14 protein-coding genes are annotated in these 14,835 nt (G+C 64.6%); 10 read left to right on the forward strand and 4 right to left on the reverse strand.

Annotation, left to right across the window (positions count from 1 at the left end; all coding sequences use genetic code 11):
* Positions 1 to 14 precede the first annotated feature (14 nt).
* From alr to LB568_RS23955, 4 genes are all read left to right on the forward strand, one after another.
* Positions 15 to 1,154 (forward strand): alanine racemase, encoded by a 1,140-nt coding sequence (gene alr / locus LB568_RS23940; protein ID WP_224731408.1) that lies wholly within the window; start codon positions 15 to 17, stop codon positions 1,152 to 1,154.
* Between the two features lie 270 nt (positions 1,155 to 1,424).
* Positions 1,425 to 1,847, forward strand: coding sequence for a nucleoside diphosphate kinase regulator (gene rnk / locus LB568_RS23945; RefSeq protein WP_224731409.1), 423 nt, complete (start codon positions 1,425 to 1,427; stop codon positions 1,845 to 1,847).
* A 14-nt stretch (positions 1,848 to 1,861) separates the two neighbouring features.
* A complete protein-coding gene (locus tag LB568_RS23950; RefSeq protein WP_224731410.1) occupies positions 1,862 to 2,404 on the forward strand; it encodes a nucleoside-diphosphate kinase in 543 nt (180 codons plus the stop codon).
* Between the two features lie 52 nt (positions 2,405 to 2,456).
* Entirely contained in the window at positions 2,457 to 3,776 is a 1,320-nt protein-coding gene (locus LB568_RS23955) for a D-amino acid dehydrogenase (RefSeq protein ID WP_224731411.1), read from the forward strand.
* An 11-nt stretch (positions 3,777 to 3,787) separates the two neighbouring features.
* Here LB568_RS23955 and LB568_RS23960 read toward each other — a convergent pair whose 3' ends face one another.
* The gene (locus LB568_RS23960) at positions 3,788 to 5,950 is read right to left on the reverse strand and encodes a phospholipase D-like domain-containing protein (protein WP_224731412.1); all 2,163 of its coding nucleotides are present in this window, start codon (positions 5,948 to 5,950) and stop codon (positions 3,788 to 3,790) included.
* Positions 5,947 to 6,390 (reverse strand): hypothetical protein, encoded by a 444-nt coding sequence (locus LB568_RS23965; RefSeq protein ID WP_224731413.1) that lies wholly within the window; start codon positions 6,388 to 6,390, stop codon positions 5,947 to 5,949. Before LB568_RS23965 ends, LB568_RS23960 begins: the two co-directional genes overlap by 4 nt.
* A 195-nt stretch (positions 6,391 to 6,585) precedes the next feature.
* Between LB568_RS23965 and LB568_RS23970 the strand changes: the two genes are divergently transcribed.
* The gene (locus LB568_RS23970; RefSeq protein ID WP_031249988.1) at positions 6,586 to 7,155 is read left to right on the forward strand and encodes a hypothetical protein; all 570 of its coding nucleotides are present in this window, start codon (positions 6,586 to 6,588) and stop codon (positions 7,153 to 7,155) included.
* Positions 7,156 to 7,185: 30 nt separating this feature from the next.
* Here the strand turns inward: LB568_RS23970 and LB568_RS23975 are convergent, their stop codons facing one another.
* Positions 7,186 to 8,067 (reverse strand): LysR family transcriptional regulator, encoded by an 882-nt coding sequence (locus tag LB568_RS23975; protein ID WP_224731414.1) that lies wholly within the window; start codon positions 8,065 to 8,067, stop codon positions 7,186 to 7,188.
* Between the two features lie 376 nt (positions 8,068 to 8,443).
* Between LB568_RS23975 and LB568_RS23980 the strand changes: the two genes are divergently transcribed.
* Together LB568_RS23980 and LB568_RS23985 are read left to right on the forward strand one after the other, a co-directional pair.
* Positions 8,444 to 9,940 carry a CoA-acylating methylmalonate-semialdehyde dehydrogenase gene (locus tag LB568_RS23980; protein WP_013892477.1) on the forward strand — a complete coding sequence of 499 codons (1,497 nt, stop codon included), beginning with the start codon at positions 8,444 to 8,446 and terminating at the stop codon, positions 9,938 to 9,940.
* A gap of 272 nt (positions 9,941 to 10,212) precedes the next feature.
* Positions 10,213 to 10,509, forward strand: a complete 297-nt coding sequence (locus tag LB568_RS23985; RefSeq protein WP_140573047.1) for a hypothetical protein — start codon at positions 10,213 to 10,215, stop codon at positions 10,507 to 10,509.
* A gap of 13 nt (positions 10,510 to 10,522) precedes the next feature.
* Here LB568_RS23985 and LB568_RS23990 read toward each other — a convergent pair whose 3' ends face one another.
* The gene (locus LB568_RS23990) at positions 10,523 to 11,215 is read right to left on the reverse strand and encodes a GntR family transcriptional regulator (RefSeq protein WP_412033926.1); all 693 of its coding nucleotides are present in this window, start codon (positions 11,213 to 11,215) and stop codon (positions 10,523 to 10,525) included.
* Positions 11,216 to 11,284: 69 nt separating this feature from the next.
* On the opposite strand from LB568_RS23990, the gene LB568_RS23995 reads away from it, so the two are divergent.
* Genes LB568_RS23995 through LB568_RS24005 form a run of 3 tightly spaced genes read left to right on the forward strand, consistent with a single transcriptional unit; the run spans position 11,285 to position 14,514 of the window.
* Positions 11,285 to 12,178: a dihydrodipicolinate synthase family protein gene (locus LB568_RS23995; RefSeq protein WP_140573048.1), complete on the forward strand. Its 894-nt coding sequence runs from the start codon at positions 11,285 to 11,287 to the stop codon at positions 12,176 to 12,178.
* Between the two features lie 53 nt (positions 12,179 to 12,231).
* A complete protein-coding gene (locus LB568_RS24000) occupies positions 12,232 to 13,482 on the forward strand; it encodes an NAD(P)/FAD-dependent oxidoreductase (protein ID WP_224731415.1) in 1,251 nt (416 codons plus the stop codon).
* A 30-nt stretch (positions 13,483 to 13,512) separates the two neighbouring features.
* The gene (locus LB568_RS24005; protein WP_224731416.1) at positions 13,513 to 14,514 is read left to right on the forward strand and encodes a 4-hydroxyproline epimerase; all 1,002 of its coding nucleotides are present in this window, start codon (positions 13,513 to 13,515) and stop codon (positions 14,512 to 14,514) included.
* The last annotated feature ends 321 nt before the right edge of the window (positions 14,515 to 14,835 follow it).

Below are 14,835 nucleotides of genomic sequence, written 5' to 3' on the forward strand. Positions count from 1 at the left end.
CGAGAAGGGTCGCCATGAACGACGCCTCCAGAAGGTCGTTGCCCGGGGATACCGCTGGCGTAAGCGAAGCGGCGGCGGGAGCCATTCTCACCATCGATCTCGGCGCGATCCGTGAAAACTACCGGCGGCTGAAAGCGCAACTGGGCGACGTGCGTTGCGCCGGCGTGGTCAAGGCAGACGGCTATGGTCTCGGTGCGACGCAGGTGGCATCGGCGCTGATGAAGGATGGCTGCGACACTTTCTTCGTCGCGCTGCTGGCCGAAGGCGTCAGCCTGCGCAAGGCGATCGGCGCCGGGCCGGATATCTACGTGCTGAACGGGCTGCCGCCGGGCTCGGAGCCGGAAGCCGTCGCCGCCGGCCTGTGCGCGGTCATCAACAGTGGTGCGCAGTTGAAGGCCTGGCGCGCGGCGGCGCAGGGCGTTGGCCGCCGGCTGCCTGCAGCCATCCAGGTCGACAGCGGCATGTCGCGGCTTGGCATGGCGCCAGCCGAAGTCGAAGCGGTGGTAAAGGATACCGGCGCGTTCGAGGGCATCGACATCAGATACGTGATGAGCCATCTGGCCTGCGCCGACGAGCCGCGCCATCCGGCCAACGAGCAGCAGCGGCTGGCGTTTGAGCGGCTGCGTGCCCTGTTGCCGGCAGCGTCCGCCTCGCTCGCCAATTCCTCCGGCATTTTCCTTGGGCCGCGCTACCACTACGATCTGGCCCGGCCGGGGGCGGCGCTCTACGGCATCAACCCGACGCCTGACGCGACCAATCCTATGCTGCCCGTGGTGGGGCTGCAGGCCAAGGTTGCGCAGACGCGCGGCATCGAAAAAGGCACCGGCGTCGGCTATGGCCACACCTATCACGCCGAAGGTCCGCGCAGCCTGGCGACGATCTCGTTCGGCTATGCCGATGGCTGGCTGCGCCGCTCGGCCTCGGCGGCCTGGTTCGAAGGGGTGCGTCTGCCCTTCCTCGGGCGTGTGTCCATGGATTCTATCATTCTCGACATTTCCGCCCTGCCGCCCGGCAAATTGCGCGAGGGCGACCTGGTCGAACTGCTGGGTCCCGCACAGAGCGTCGACGATGCGGCCGGCCATGCCGGCACCATCGGATATGAAATCCTGGCCAGCCTCGGCACGCGCTTTCACCGCCGATACGTTGGCGGTTGAGCGGTTTGGCCGCGCTTGACAAGCGGTCGCCCGTCGGCAAGGTTCGGGGCATGAGCAACCTCGCTTATATCAGAACCTTGTTCAGGGTCTGCCCGATCGCGGGATCGTAGCCCCGGCGCGGCCGCCTTCCGGCGTCCGTCCGTACCGGGGCATCCATACATCCACCATCGTCATCAAGTCGTTCAGCTCTTCGCGGCTGCCGACTAGTCATCATGCCGCCATCAGCGGCAGGCGCGCATCCATTCGATGCGCCGATCCATGAGGTTTGCCATGCAACATGCAACAGAATCGCGTCCGAGCGGCCAGATACTGATCAGTGAGATCGACCATGACAGGCTGACCTGCCTGGCGAGAGCCTTGCTCGACCGCACCCCCGAGGTGGCCGAAGAGCTGCTCTCGGAAATGGACCGGGCCGTCATCACGGACACGGCGGCGATGCCGGCCGACGTGGTGCGGATGGGTTCGACAGTGGCGGTCCGCGGCGAAGGCGGGGACATACAGTGCATCACGCTGGTCTATCCCGGTGAAGCCGATATTGCCGAAAACCGGATTTCGGTGCTGACGCCGATGGGAACGGCACTCATCGGTGCCGCCATTGGGCAGGTTGTGTGCTGGAGCAGTCGTGACGGTCGGGAGTTGTCGGTGACCATCGAAGCCGTCGATACATCGACCTCCGGCCCGCAGCGTCTCTGATCGTGGAGGCTGTGATGACGACCACGAATTGCTGCCTGACGAGAAAGGACTTCGCTGTCCTCGAAGTCATGCTGGAGCGCCGGCGGGCGTTTGCCGATCCGATCGTGCATATGCTTGAACGCAAGCTTTCGAGTTCCGACGTCGTTCCCGTCGATTCGATCGATCCCGATATCGTGACACTGAACAGCAGAGCGGTGTTTTGCATCGATGCCGGTCCGGCCGAGACGCGCACGCTGGTGCAGGATGAGGTGCACGGCCCGGTCGGATCGAGCCTGTCGGTGGCAACGCGGCGCGGGCTCTGCGTACTAGGCATGGCGCGGGGCCAGACGGCGTCGATCGAGTACCCTGACGGCAGGCGGGAGTCGATCCGGATCAAAGCGGTGCTCTACCAGCCGGAGGCTGCCCGGCGCGCGCTCGGGCAGAAACACCAGGCTGATCAGCGGCGACCGCACGGGCTCACGCTCGTCTACAGCGCCGAAGCCTGCATCCGGCCCCTTGGCGAGACGGCTGGAATGCTGCAGACAGAAGATGACGACCCCGGTCCGTCGGCGGCGTGAATGGGCCACAGCGCATGGTCTTGAAAATCGGGATCGATTTTCACCAGGGATCATGCGCAAGTCGGCGGTGTTGTGTCTATCGGCGTCCCGACCGACGCCGCGCAAGGAGTGGACGATGAAAATCATGGTGCTGGGCGGTGGCGTCATCGGGGTGACCACGGCGTATTACCTCGCCGAGGCTGGCCACGAGGTGACGGTGGTCGATCGCCAGAAAGGCCCGGCGCTGGAAACCAGCTTCGCCAATGCCGGCGAGATCTCGCCCGGCTATGCCTCGCCCTGGGCCGGGCCCGGCATTCCGCTCAAGGCGATCAAATGGCTGCTGATGAAGCATGGTCCGCTGGTGGTGCGGCCGGCCTTCGACCCGCATATGTGGACCTGGCTGGTCAAGATGCTGCGCAACTGCACGGCCGAGCGCTACGCGATCAACAAGTCGCGCATGGTGCCGCTGGCCGAGTACAGCCGCGACACGCTGAAGGCGCTGCGCGAAGCGACCGGCATCAGCTATGACGAGCGGACCCAGGGCACGCTGCAGCTGTTCCGCACGCAAAAGCAGCTCGACGGCACGTCAGGCGATGTCGAGGTGCTGAAGAAATACGGCGTGCCCTACGAAATCCTAGACCAGGACGGCTGCATCGCGGCCGAGCCGGGCTTGGCCAGCGTGCGCGAGAAGTTCGTCGGCGGCCTCAGACTGCCGCATGACGAGACCGGTGACTGCAAGATGTTCACCGACAAATTGGCCGAGCTCTGCGTGGCGCGCGGCGTGACGTTCGAATACGACATGACGATCTGGCGGGTCCTCCGCAGCCGCAACCGCGTTGCCAATCTCAGCACCAGCAAGGGTTTCAAGGCGGCCGACGCCTATGTCATGGCGATGGGCAGCTATTCGGCGGGGTTCATGCGCCGGATGAAGCGGCCGATCCCGGTCTATCCCGTCAAAGGCTATTCGATCACCGTGCCGATCAAGGATGCCGCGCTGGCGCCGGTGTCGACCGTCATGGACGAGACCTACAAGGTGGCGATCACGCGGCTCGGCGATCGCATCCGCGTCGGCGGCACGGCCGAGATTTCCGGCTTCGACCTGAGGCTGCACGAATCGCGGCGGCGCACGCTCGAACACTCGGTCGGCGATCTCTTTCCTGGCGCCGGCGCCATGCGCGAGGCGACGTTCTGGTGCGGGCTGCGGCCAATGACGCCGGACGGGCCGCCGCTGATCGGCCGCACCGAGCTGTCCAACCTTTATCTCAACACCGGCCACGGCACGCTCGGCTGGACCATGGCCTGCGGTTCGGCCAAGGTGCTGGCCGACATCATCTCGAGCCGGGTGCCTGATATCGATGTCCGCGCCCTGGCGCAGGAGCGCTATCTCAAATAGCGGCCGCCAATTCAGAACGCCTGCCTGACCCAGACGTCGTCGAACAGCAGCCGGTAGGCCCACGGGATCGTCACATTGGCGGCGACCGGGTTGGAATGGGCGAGGTAATCGTCATAGACCGGCTTCATTCTGGCGTAGAAGGCGGGGTCGAGCACCACCATGCCGTTCTCCGAGTCATGGAAGAAGCTGCGGTTGTTGAGGTTGACCGAGGAGATGGCCACCAGCCTCTCGTCGATCATCATGATCTTGGAGTGCAGCACCACATCGGGCGCCTTGAATTCGCGGATGTTGATGCGGTCGCCATATTCTTCGACGAACAGCTTGTTGAGCGCGGTGAGGAACTTGCCGCCGATATCGCCCTTGAGATCGATGCGGCCGACAATATCGATCTTGACCCCGCGCGCCAGCGCCCGGTCGAAGGCTCGCGCGAGGCTCGGCGTCAGGTTGAGGTAGGGATTGACGATCTGGATATGATGGCTGGCGGCATCGACCAGTTCGACGAAATAATCCTCCAGCGCATGGCTGTCCTCATAGGGCACCGAAATGAAATGCCGGGCATTGCCCGACGGGCGGCCACCATTGGAACGGACCGGGATGGAGAAGGGGCGCGCCAGGTTGGTGTCGGCGTCGCGCAACCATATCGTCGACAGATGCGCGGCGAGCGTGTCGACAATGGTGGGGTCGGCGAACTCGATGTCGAAGTCGCTCCAGTTCGAGTAATAGTTCAGCGAAAAGCCGTCTGTCTTGCCGTATTGCTCGAGGTCCGGATAGCGCGACAGATCGATCGGCTGGTGGAACAGGAAACCGTCATGAATGTTGCGGCCGCCGATGATGACGCGCGAGCGCGCGGGATCGAGCGCCAGCGTCGCCAGCATCTTGACGTGATGGACCTTGTGCAATTGTGAAATCTGCTCGTCGATCGGCGCGCCATGGTCCGCCCGCCAGCGATATTCCTGCAGCTCGACATTGGGGAATTCGGCCGCCAGCCGGTGCAGCATGGCGTCGTCCTTCTCGCGTTCCAGCACATCGGTCACCATGATGCGCACCTTGGTGCCAAGCGCTGCATGGTGGCGGATCAGCCTTTCCAGGATGCGGCCGGAAAAATCCGCCTTGAACTCGAGCGACGAGAGATAGATCAGCTTCAACCTCGGTGCCCTGGAGAAATCGAGCGGCAGTTCCGGGTCACCCTTGTCGATGGCCGCGTCGGACAGCGGCGCGCCCATAAGCGCCTCGACCTTGGCGTTGAAGCCGTCGCGCGATTTGCGCAGCAGGCGCGGCTGGCCGATCGGCACGGCGCAGGTCTGCGACAGCCAGCGGCTGGCGTAGAAGACGCGCTCAAGTGCGTCTAGGCTGGCATCGTCGGGAACCGGGCAGCGCTGGTAGCGGCTGTCGAAGGCGGCAAGCGCCGGATCGGCGGCCTCTTCGCGCCGGATAGCGAGCGGTGCGCCTGCCTGGGCAAGACTGGAGCGAATCCTCGCGTTGCAGCCGTTCAGGCTGTCACTTGGAAACAGGCTGGCCGTGTCGTTCTCGCCGGACAGACGAAAGCGGAATACGGCACTCGCGGCGATGGTGCGTGAGCCGCCGCCGGCACGAATGACCAGCGCGCCGTCGCATGACCCTTCGATCTCGGCGGCCTGCTTGCCGGCCTGGCGCACGACGATCTCGACGCTGCGTGCCTGCAGGCCGGAGAAATCGAAAATCTTGGGCGCCGAGGGCCGTGCCGCAGCGTCGATGTAGAGCGTCTGCCGCGACACCCGCCAGCGTCCGTCGAAACGGCCCTCGCCGACGTCGCCGCCGGACGGCGGCAGACGCGGCTTGGCCACGGGTCCGGCCAGTTGCTGCAGCGTCGTGTAGGTCGCCTGGAAGTCGCGGTTCTGGACGTCGCGGCGGTTTCGCCCGAACGGTCCGGTGCCATTGGCGCGGTCCATGGCGCCGAGCTGGTTGTGGGCAAGCAGCGCCAGGAAGCGGCTTTCATAGTCGCTGGTGCGGGTGTTTCCGAAAAATTGTGCCGCAGCGACCTGTGGCCCGGGCGTGCCGGCCGACAGCGCGGGACGGGTGCAGGCCGCCTGTGCCGGCGGGAACTCGCAGGCGTTCCGGCCTGGGCCCGCACAGCCGGCAAGGGCAGTGAGCGCCAGCCCGAACGCGGCCAGGATGATCGATGCGCTGCCGTTCAACCCGCTGCTCCGGCCTTCAGGGCACTCAACTGCGCCGGGTCTCGCGGTGGCATGAAGCCTTGCGGAAAAACCGTGCAGACCGGAATGGCAAAGGTGGCGATCAGCAATTCCGCTTCGCTGCGCATCTTGCGGGGCGCCGTCTTGTCATCGCGGATCGCCCTGGCCGAAGCGACAAGAGCGCCATCGCAGTCGCAATGGTTGTGACGGGCGATGTAGCAGGCGTCATGGGTCCGGCAAACCGCGTCGAGGCGGTCGACCGGCCGGGCCGACAGATCGCCGGTGCGGGTGCCTGGGCCGCAGTAATTGCCGATGACGAAGGGCGAGGGGCGCGCCATGGCGTAACGGATGGGCTTGGGCAATTCGGCTTCCGGCACTTTTGTCCATGGGTTGGCGCAGGCCGAGACGAAAAGCAGCGGCAGGATGGCAAGAACGGCTCGCATTTTTATCCGCGCCAGCTTTCTGACGATTTCCCCACCCGGCGGCCCCGCTCATAGCGGTGGCCGCATGCCTGATGCCACACTGGCTGGTTTTGTGGCAAGCGCAAGGCGGCGCCGACAGCCTCGGTCATGTATTGCAATGCTGGATTGATCTGCCCGATAATACTCACTCGGGCACCCGGAGTGTAAGCACCAGTGATGCAGCGTTGCCTTATCGTTACGTTTGTTGGATTTCTGTCTGGCGTCGCGGGGGCGAATGCCGCCGACAATACCGTCCATGACCGAAATAACTGGATCTCGCTGACCTTTCCCGAAGAATGGACCAGTGAGCCGCCTTCTGGCGAAGCGATGTTGCTGGCTGTTGATTCCACAGAAAATGAGGGCCTGTCCTGCATGGTGTCGGGCTCGCTTTACAATCCAACCGGTTCGCCGCCCGATCCGCGCAAGTTCATCGAGGACTGGCCGATGGGCACTTGGCAGAGGATGATGGGCGAACCGTTCAACACAGCCGATTTCAGCAATGACAAGCTGGCAAGGTTTCCGGACGGCTATCCTGTGCGCCTTGCCGATCTGGACTTCACGGTTAGGAACGAGAATAACATTCTGCACGGCCATTCCAGGTTTGCGTTTTCAGTTCGGGGTGCGCGCTATGGTTATGTCAACTGCTCGTTGATGGCCGAGAGCGCCGAGGAGGTGGCGCAGCGATGGGCACCATTGGCGGACGAGGTTGAGCGCGTGGTGAATTCCTTCGTTCTCTACCCGCCTTGAATGGCGCATTGCCTTCGCCGGTTGGTGAAATCAGGTGAAAAGGCCCCGCTCCCGCTCCACCGCCTTGGTGATGAAGCTGGCGACGATCTGGACTCGCCGCAGCGGCCTGACCGATTCGTGATAGACCAGCCAGTAGGCGCGGCGGATGGGTGCCACCACATCGACGGCCATCAGTTCCGGCATCGAGCGGGCGACAAACGTGTGCAGGATGCCGATGCCGGCGCCCGACCGCACCGCTTCGGCCTGGCCGAGTGCGGAGGAAATGGCAAAGCTGGTGCGCCAGTCCGCGCTGAACTCGGCGGCGTAGTCGAGCGAGGGGCTGACGATGAGGTCGGGCACATAGCCGATCAGTGTGTGCTGGCCGAGCTCGGCGGCGGTCCTGGGCAGGCCATGCGCTTGCGCATAGCCGCGAGAGGCGAACAGGCCGAGCGTGTAGTCGACCAGCTTTCCCGCCACCAGCCGGCCCTCGGTCGGCCGCTCGACGGTGATGGCGATGTCGGCCTCGCGGCGCGACAGCGAGAAGGAGCGCGGCACCGGCACGAGCTGGATCGTCAATTCGCGGTGCAGCGCGGTCAGTTCGCCGAGGCGCTTGGCCAGGAAGGCGACGCCAAACCCGTCGGGCGCACCGATGCGGACCGTGCCCGAGACGTCGTCGCCTTCGCCCGATACGGTCGAGCGCGCGGCGATCATGTCGCCCTCCATGCGCTCGGCAATGTCGAGAAAACGCTCGCCCGCGGGCGTCAGCTCGCTGCCGGTGGTCAGGCGGCGGAAGAGTTTCGTGCGCAGCGCCTCCTCGAGTGCCGCGATGCGGCGCGAGACGGTGGCGTGGTTGAGTTCCAGCCGTTTGGCGGCACCGAGGATCTGCCCAGCGCGGGCCACGGCGAGGAAGATGCGGACGTCATCCCAGTTCATGAGAGTGGTCCGAATGACAATGGTCAGCGTAGCGTTCTGTGGCGCCCCCCTCTGTCCTGCCGGACATCTCCCCCTCTAGGGGGGAGATTGGCAGCGTCGCCGACAGTCCCTCCTTGACAGCCCCCATGATTGGCGAAGGCGAATATGACAGCGCAATCTCCCCCCTAGAGGGGGAGATGTCCGGCAGGACAGAGGGGGGCGCTAAGGAACTCAACGTTGATCATTCCTGGTGTAAGAGGCCCCATCATTTGCGAGAATTGATGCTCTTCCGTCAACCGCTATCTATTTTTCGCACAACGGTTGCGTTCTCGCTCGCGTTGCCATTCGCCGGCCGAAGGCGGACAATGCGGGTATCACGAACAAAGGGAGAGACATCATGATCGAATACGGTCATTTCATCGGCGGCAAGCATGTCGCCGGCACCAGCGGCCGCAAGCAGGACGTCATGCAGCCGATGGACGGCACGGTGCGCGGTACGGTGGCGCTGGCTTCGCAGGCGGAATTGCGCGCGGCGGTCGAGAACGCCAAGGCCGCACAGCCGAAATGGGCCGCCACCAATCCGCAGCGCCGCGTGCGCGTGCTGATGAAATTCCTCGAACTGGTCGCCCGCGACTATGACGAGCTGGCCGACATACTGGCGCGCGAGCACGGCAAGACCATCGCCGACGCCAAGGGCGACATCCAGCGCGGCCTCGAAGTGGTCGAGGTCTGCATCGGTGCCCCGCACATGATGAAGGGCGAGTTCACCGACGGCGCCGGCCCCGGCATCGACGTCTATTCGATGCGCCAGCCGCTCGGCGTCGTCGCCGGCATCACGCCGTTCAACTTCCCGGCGATGATCCCGCTATGGAAGATCGCCCCGGCGATCGCCTGCGGCAACGCTTTCATCCTGAAGCCTTCGGAGCGTGACCCGGGCGTGCCGATCCGCATCGCCGAGCTGTTCCTCGAGGCCGGCCTGCCGGCGGGCATCCTCAACGTCGTCAATGGCGACAAGGAAGTCGTCGACGCCATCCTCGACGATCCCGACATCAAGGCCATCGGCTTTGTCGGCTCGACGCCGATCGCGCACTACATCTATTCGCGCGGCACTGCCGCCGGCAAGCGCGTGCAGTGCTTCGGCGGCGCCAAGAACCACATGATCATCATGCCCGACGCCGACATGGACCAGACCGTCGATGCGCTGATCGGCGCCGGCTACGGCTCGGCGGGCGAGCGCTGCATGGCGATCTCGGTTGCCGTCCCGGTCGGCAACGACACCGCCAACCGGCTGATGGAAAAGCTCGTTCCGCGCGTCGAGAGCCTGAAGGTCGGCCCGTCGACGGATTCGGCCGCCGATTTCGGCCCGCTGGTGACGCGCCAGGCGCTGGAGCGGGTGAAAGGCTATGTCGACACCGGCGTCAAGGAAGGCGCCAAGCTGGTCGTCGACGGCCGCGGCTTCTCGATGCAGGGCTATGAGAACGGCTACTACATGGGCGGCTGCCTGTTCGACAATGTCACGGCCGACATGAGTATCTACAAGGAAGAGATTTTCGGGCCGGTGCTCTCGGTGGTGCGCGCGCCGACCTATGAGAGCGCGATCAAGCTCGCCAACGACCATGAGATGGGCAATGGCGTCGCCATCTTCACCCGTGACGGCGACGCCGCGCGCGACTTCGCTAGCCGTGTCCAGGTCGGCATGGTCGGCATCAACGTGCCGATCCCGGTGCCGATCGCTTACTACACGTTCGGCGGCTGGAAGGCGTCGTCCTTCGGCGATCTCAACCAGCACGGTCCGGACGCTTTCCGCTTCTACACCAAGACCAAGACGGTGACCTCGCGCTGGCCGTCTGGCATCAAGGACGGCGCCGAGTTCGTCATCCCGACGATGAACTAGCCGGCCGCTTTGCTGCTTGCGCGTCCTCGCCTTCGGCTGCGGGCGCGCGGGCGGGCATGAAGGCAGACAGCAAAGGCTCGGGCTCAGAACCCGAGCCTTTTTCTTGCCCGGTCGCGGTCGGTATCCACGTGAACGCTAATGTGATGGAACCTGGTGGCGCGTTGCCGTCTTAGGTTGCAGTCCTGCCGCCTGGAGGCCTGGAGGCGCGGCAGATCAACCAACGGCGCTGGCGACAGCTTCGGGGGCAATCGTTTGGCGCAGGGAGGTGTCAGATGGCACGTCTTATTGCAACGATATCTCTGGTGGCGGCTTCCGCGTTTTTCGCCGCCCAGGCATCGGCCGCACCGCAATGCGCCGCGCGTACGGACATGGTCAAGGCGCTCGGTGAGAAGTTCCACGAAAGCCAGGCGGCGCACGGCCTGGTCAACCCGAGTGTGATTCTCGAGATCTTCGTTTCCGAGCAGGGCACCTGGACCATCCTGGCCACCGATATCCATGGCCAGAGCTGCGTCATCACGGCGGGCGAAGGTTGGGACGGCGCCATGATGGCGGGGATGCCCGGCGCCTGAATTGACATCGGGCTCAGCGCGTGGCTGCCGCCTCGGCATGGCCGCGCAGCAGCGCCATCAGCCGCTTGGCGTCCTTGGCCGCGGCCTCTTCATCTCCGTCAAGGATAGAGCGGATCAGGGCAACGTGGTGCTCGGCCGATTCGGCGAGCCCGGTGTCGGCCTTGTAGCGGAACCAGAAGCGGCGGCTGTGGGTCTGCAAGGGGGCGGCCAGCCGCGCGGCAAAGGGGTTGTCGGCGGCCATCGCCAGAGCCTCGTCGAGCGCTTTGTCGGCCTGGATGAAGGCCAGCACATTGCCTGAGATGACCGCCTTCTGCATGGCAAGGGCTGCCTCGTGAAACAGGTCGGCGGCCTCGCGGGTGACGAAGCGTGCGGCCGAGCGGGCCAGCACCACCTCGACGCCGCGCCGGGCGTCGAGCACGCGCAGCCAGTCGCCGGGATGCAGCGGCGCGATCGCGATGCCGGCACGCGGACGCACGTCGAGCAGCCCTTCCCAGGCCAGCCGCTGGATCGCCTCGCGCACCGGCGTGCGGCCGAGCGCCAGCCTATCGATGAGGGCGCCCTCGGTGACGAAGCTCGCCGGCGCCAGTTCGAGCGTGACGATCATGTGCTCGAGCACGCGATAGGCCCGGGTCGCGGCCGGCTCGGACAAGGCGCTTGCTTCCTTGGATATCAAAGGCTGTCTCCTGATATATCCAGGATATATCATAACGGATTCCGCATTGACAGCGGCTTTCTTAACAGATATACGGCTGATATATCAGATGGAGCAATGATCATGTGGACCGGAGTTTTCCCCGCCGTCACGACCAAATTCACCGCCGACGATCGTCTCGATCATGCCGAGATGGAGCGCTGCTTTGCCCTGCAGATGGAGGCCGGCTGCGACGGCATCATCGTTTGCGGCTCGCTCGGCGAAGGGCCGATGCTGTCGCATGACGAGAAGATCGAGGTGCTGAAGACGGCCCAGAAAGTCGCCGGCAAGAAGCCCGTGCTGCTGACGGTCAACGAGGCCGGCACCCGCGAGGCCGCCAGCATCGCAAAGCGCGCCGCCAAGGAAGGCGCCAACGGCCTGATGGTGGTGCCGAGCCCGATCTACCATACCAATGAGGAAGAGACGGTGGCGGCCCTTCGCGCGGTTGCGCAGGCCGGCGACCTGCCGGTGATGATCTACTCCAACCGCCTGGCCTATCGCGTCGACGTCACCGTCGACCAGATGGAGGAGCTGGCGTCGGACAAGCGCTTCGTCGCCGTCAAGGAGTCCTCCGACGACATCCGCCGCTCGACCGAGATCATCAATCGCCTGGGCACCCGCTACGACCTGTTCACCGGCGTCGACAATCTGGCCTTCGAGGCGCTGTCGGTCGGTGCAATCGGCTGGGTGGCCGGCCTGGTCACCGCCTTCCCGCGCGAGACCGTCGCCATCTACCAGCTGATGAAGCAGGGCCGCCGCGAGGAGGCGCTTTCGATCTACCGCTGGTTCCGGCCGCTGCTCGATCTCGACGTCTCGACCTACCTGGTGCAGAACATCAAGCTTGCCGAAGTGTTCGCCATCCAAACCAATGATCGCGTGCGCATGCCGCGCCAGCCGCTGTCGGGCGAGCGCCGCAAGGCGGTCGAAAAGATCATCAAGGACGCGCTGGCGGTGCGGCCGACGCTGCCGCAGTTCTAAGCTGGCTGGGCGGATCGAGCTAAGGGCTGGCACATGCACCACGGCACGCAGCCATGAATAGCGATGCTGCAATCGACATCGCCATCATCGGCGGCGGCATCATCGGCATTTGTGCGGCCGCCTTGCTTGCCGAGGCGGGGCGCGACGTCACGGTCTTCGACCGTACCGGCATCTGCGAGGAGACGAGTTCCGGCAATGCCGCCGCCTTCGCCTTCTCCGACGTGCTGCCGCTGGCCCACAAGGGCATGATCCGGCAATTGCCGAAATGGCTGGCCGACCCGCTCGGGCCACTCAGCATCCCGCCGGCCTACCTGCCGAAGCTCCTGCCTTGGCTGATCCGTTTCTGGCGGGCCGGCGCACCGGAGAAATACGAGGCGAGCCTCACCACCCAGGCCGGCATGATGAAGCTCGCCGAAGCGGAGTGGATGGGCTTGCTCGACCGCTCCGGTACGCGATCGATGCTGCGCGAGGACGGCTCGCTCGAACTTTACGAAAGCGAAGGCGAGTTTCAGGCCGGGTTGTCCGGCTGGGCCGCGCGCGAACGTTTTGGCATCGGCTTCCGCCATGTCGAGGGCAAGGATCTTGCGACGCTGCAGCCGGGCCTGTCGCCACGCTTCGTCAAGGGCACGTTCGTGCCGGGCTGGAAGACGGTCGCCGACCCAAAGCTGCTCGGCAAGGCGGTGTGGGCCTATGCGCAGTCCAAGGGCGCGCGTTTTCAAACGGCTCGGATCGATCGTGTCGCGGCGGACCAGGATGGTGCGACGCTGACGCTGGCCGATGGATCCACAAGGCGCGCCAGACGGCTCGTCATCGCAGCCGGCGCCTGGTCGCACCTTCTGGCCAGGCAGCTCGGCGATCGCATTCCGCTCGAAACCGAGCGTGGCTACAACACGACCTTGCCGACGAGCGCCTTCGAGGTGAAGCGGATGCTGATCTTCTCCGGCCATGGCTTCGTCATCACGCCGCTGGAAACCGGCTTGCGCGTCGGCGGTGCGGTCGAACTCGGCGGCATCGAACGGCCGCCCAATTATGCCAGGTCGAAGGCGCTGCTGCGGAAGGCGCAGAAATTCCTGCCGGGGCTCGATCCCTCGGGCGGGCGCGAATGGATGGGATTCCGGCCCTCGCTGCCGGATTCGGTGCCGGTCATCGGCAAGGCGCAAGGAAGCCGGCCGGTGGTCTATGCCTTCGGCCACGGCCATCTCGGCCTGACCCAGGCGGCCGCCACCGGGCGGTTGATCCGGGGGCTCGTCCTGGGGCAGACTCCACCTGTCGATCTGGCCCCCTTCAGTCCACAACGGTTTTGATTTTTTCGGGTTTGATTTTCGAGGAACGACATGGCCAAGAAATCCTTCTTCTGCATCGACGGCCACACCTGCGGCAATCCGGTGCGGCTGGTCGCCGGCGGCGGACCATTGCTGCAGGGTTCGACGATGATGGAACGGCGCGCGCATTTCCTCGCCGAGTATGACTGGATCCGTACCGGATTGATGTTCGAGCCGCGCGGTCACGACGTGATGTCCGGCTCGATCCTCTACCCGCCGACGCGCGAGGATTGCGACATCGCCATCCTGTTCATCGAAACCTCCGGCTGCCTGCCGATGTGCGGCCACGGCACCATCGGCACGGTGACGATGGCGATCGAGCACGAGCTGATCAAGCCGAAGACGCCGGGCGTGCTGAGGCTCGACACGCCGGCCGGCCTGGTCATCGCCGAATACAAACAGGTCGGCGAATATGTCGAGGAGGTGCGCATCACCAACGTGCCGTCCTTCCTCCATGCCGAAGGACTGACGGTCGAGTGTCCCGGGCTTGGCGAGATCACCGTCGATGTCGCCTATGGCGGCAATTTCTACGCCATCGTCGAGCCGCAGGCGAACTACCGCGACATGGCCGACTATTCCGCCGGCGACTTCATCGCCTGGAGCCCGGTGGTGCGGCAGCGGCTCAACGAGAAATACACTTTCGTGCATCCGGAGAACCCAGGCATCAACCGGCTGTCGCACATGCTGTGGACCGGCAACCCCACGGTCGCGGGAGCCGACGCCCGCAACGCCGTCTTCTACGGCGACAAGGCGATCGACCGCTCACCCTGCGGCACAGGCACCTCGGCACGCATGGCGCAGCTTCACGCCAAGGGCAAGCTCAAGGCCGGCGATAGCTTCGTCCATGAATCGATCATCGGCTCGCTGTTCAAGGGCAAGGTCGAAAAGGAGGTCACGGTCGCGGGAAAGCCGGCGATCATTCCCTCGATCGGCGGCTGGGCGCGCACGACCGGATTGAACACGATCTTCATCGATGACCGCGATCCGTTCGCGCATGGGTTCATCGTCAAATAGTCGATTCGTCACGTTAGGGAAGGCGCGCAAACGCAAAAGGGAATTCTGTCAGGAACGCAACGATCCTTCTCATCACCTAATTTTGACGGCGATTTCTTCGAAGTGGGGCGCATGATGAGGTCGAATCGTCAAAGACATTGCGTTATGCCAATGGTAGGGTCCGCGATAGTCCAGGGGTCGGGAGCGAAAAAACGGGCAATCGGACGGCGTGCCGCCAAAAGCGCATGACGATTGAAAAATCACGTTGCAATCCGGCCTCGAAACTTTACGACTAGGGGAAATACGAAAAGGAATGCGTCTGCATGGGCGACATTCCAGGGG

This window comes from Mesorhizobium sp. B263B2A (assembly GCF_020165775.1).
Classification (GTDB): Bacteria; Pseudomonadota; Alphaproteobacteria; order Rhizobiales; family Rhizobiaceae; genus Mesorhizobium; species Mesorhizobium opportunistum.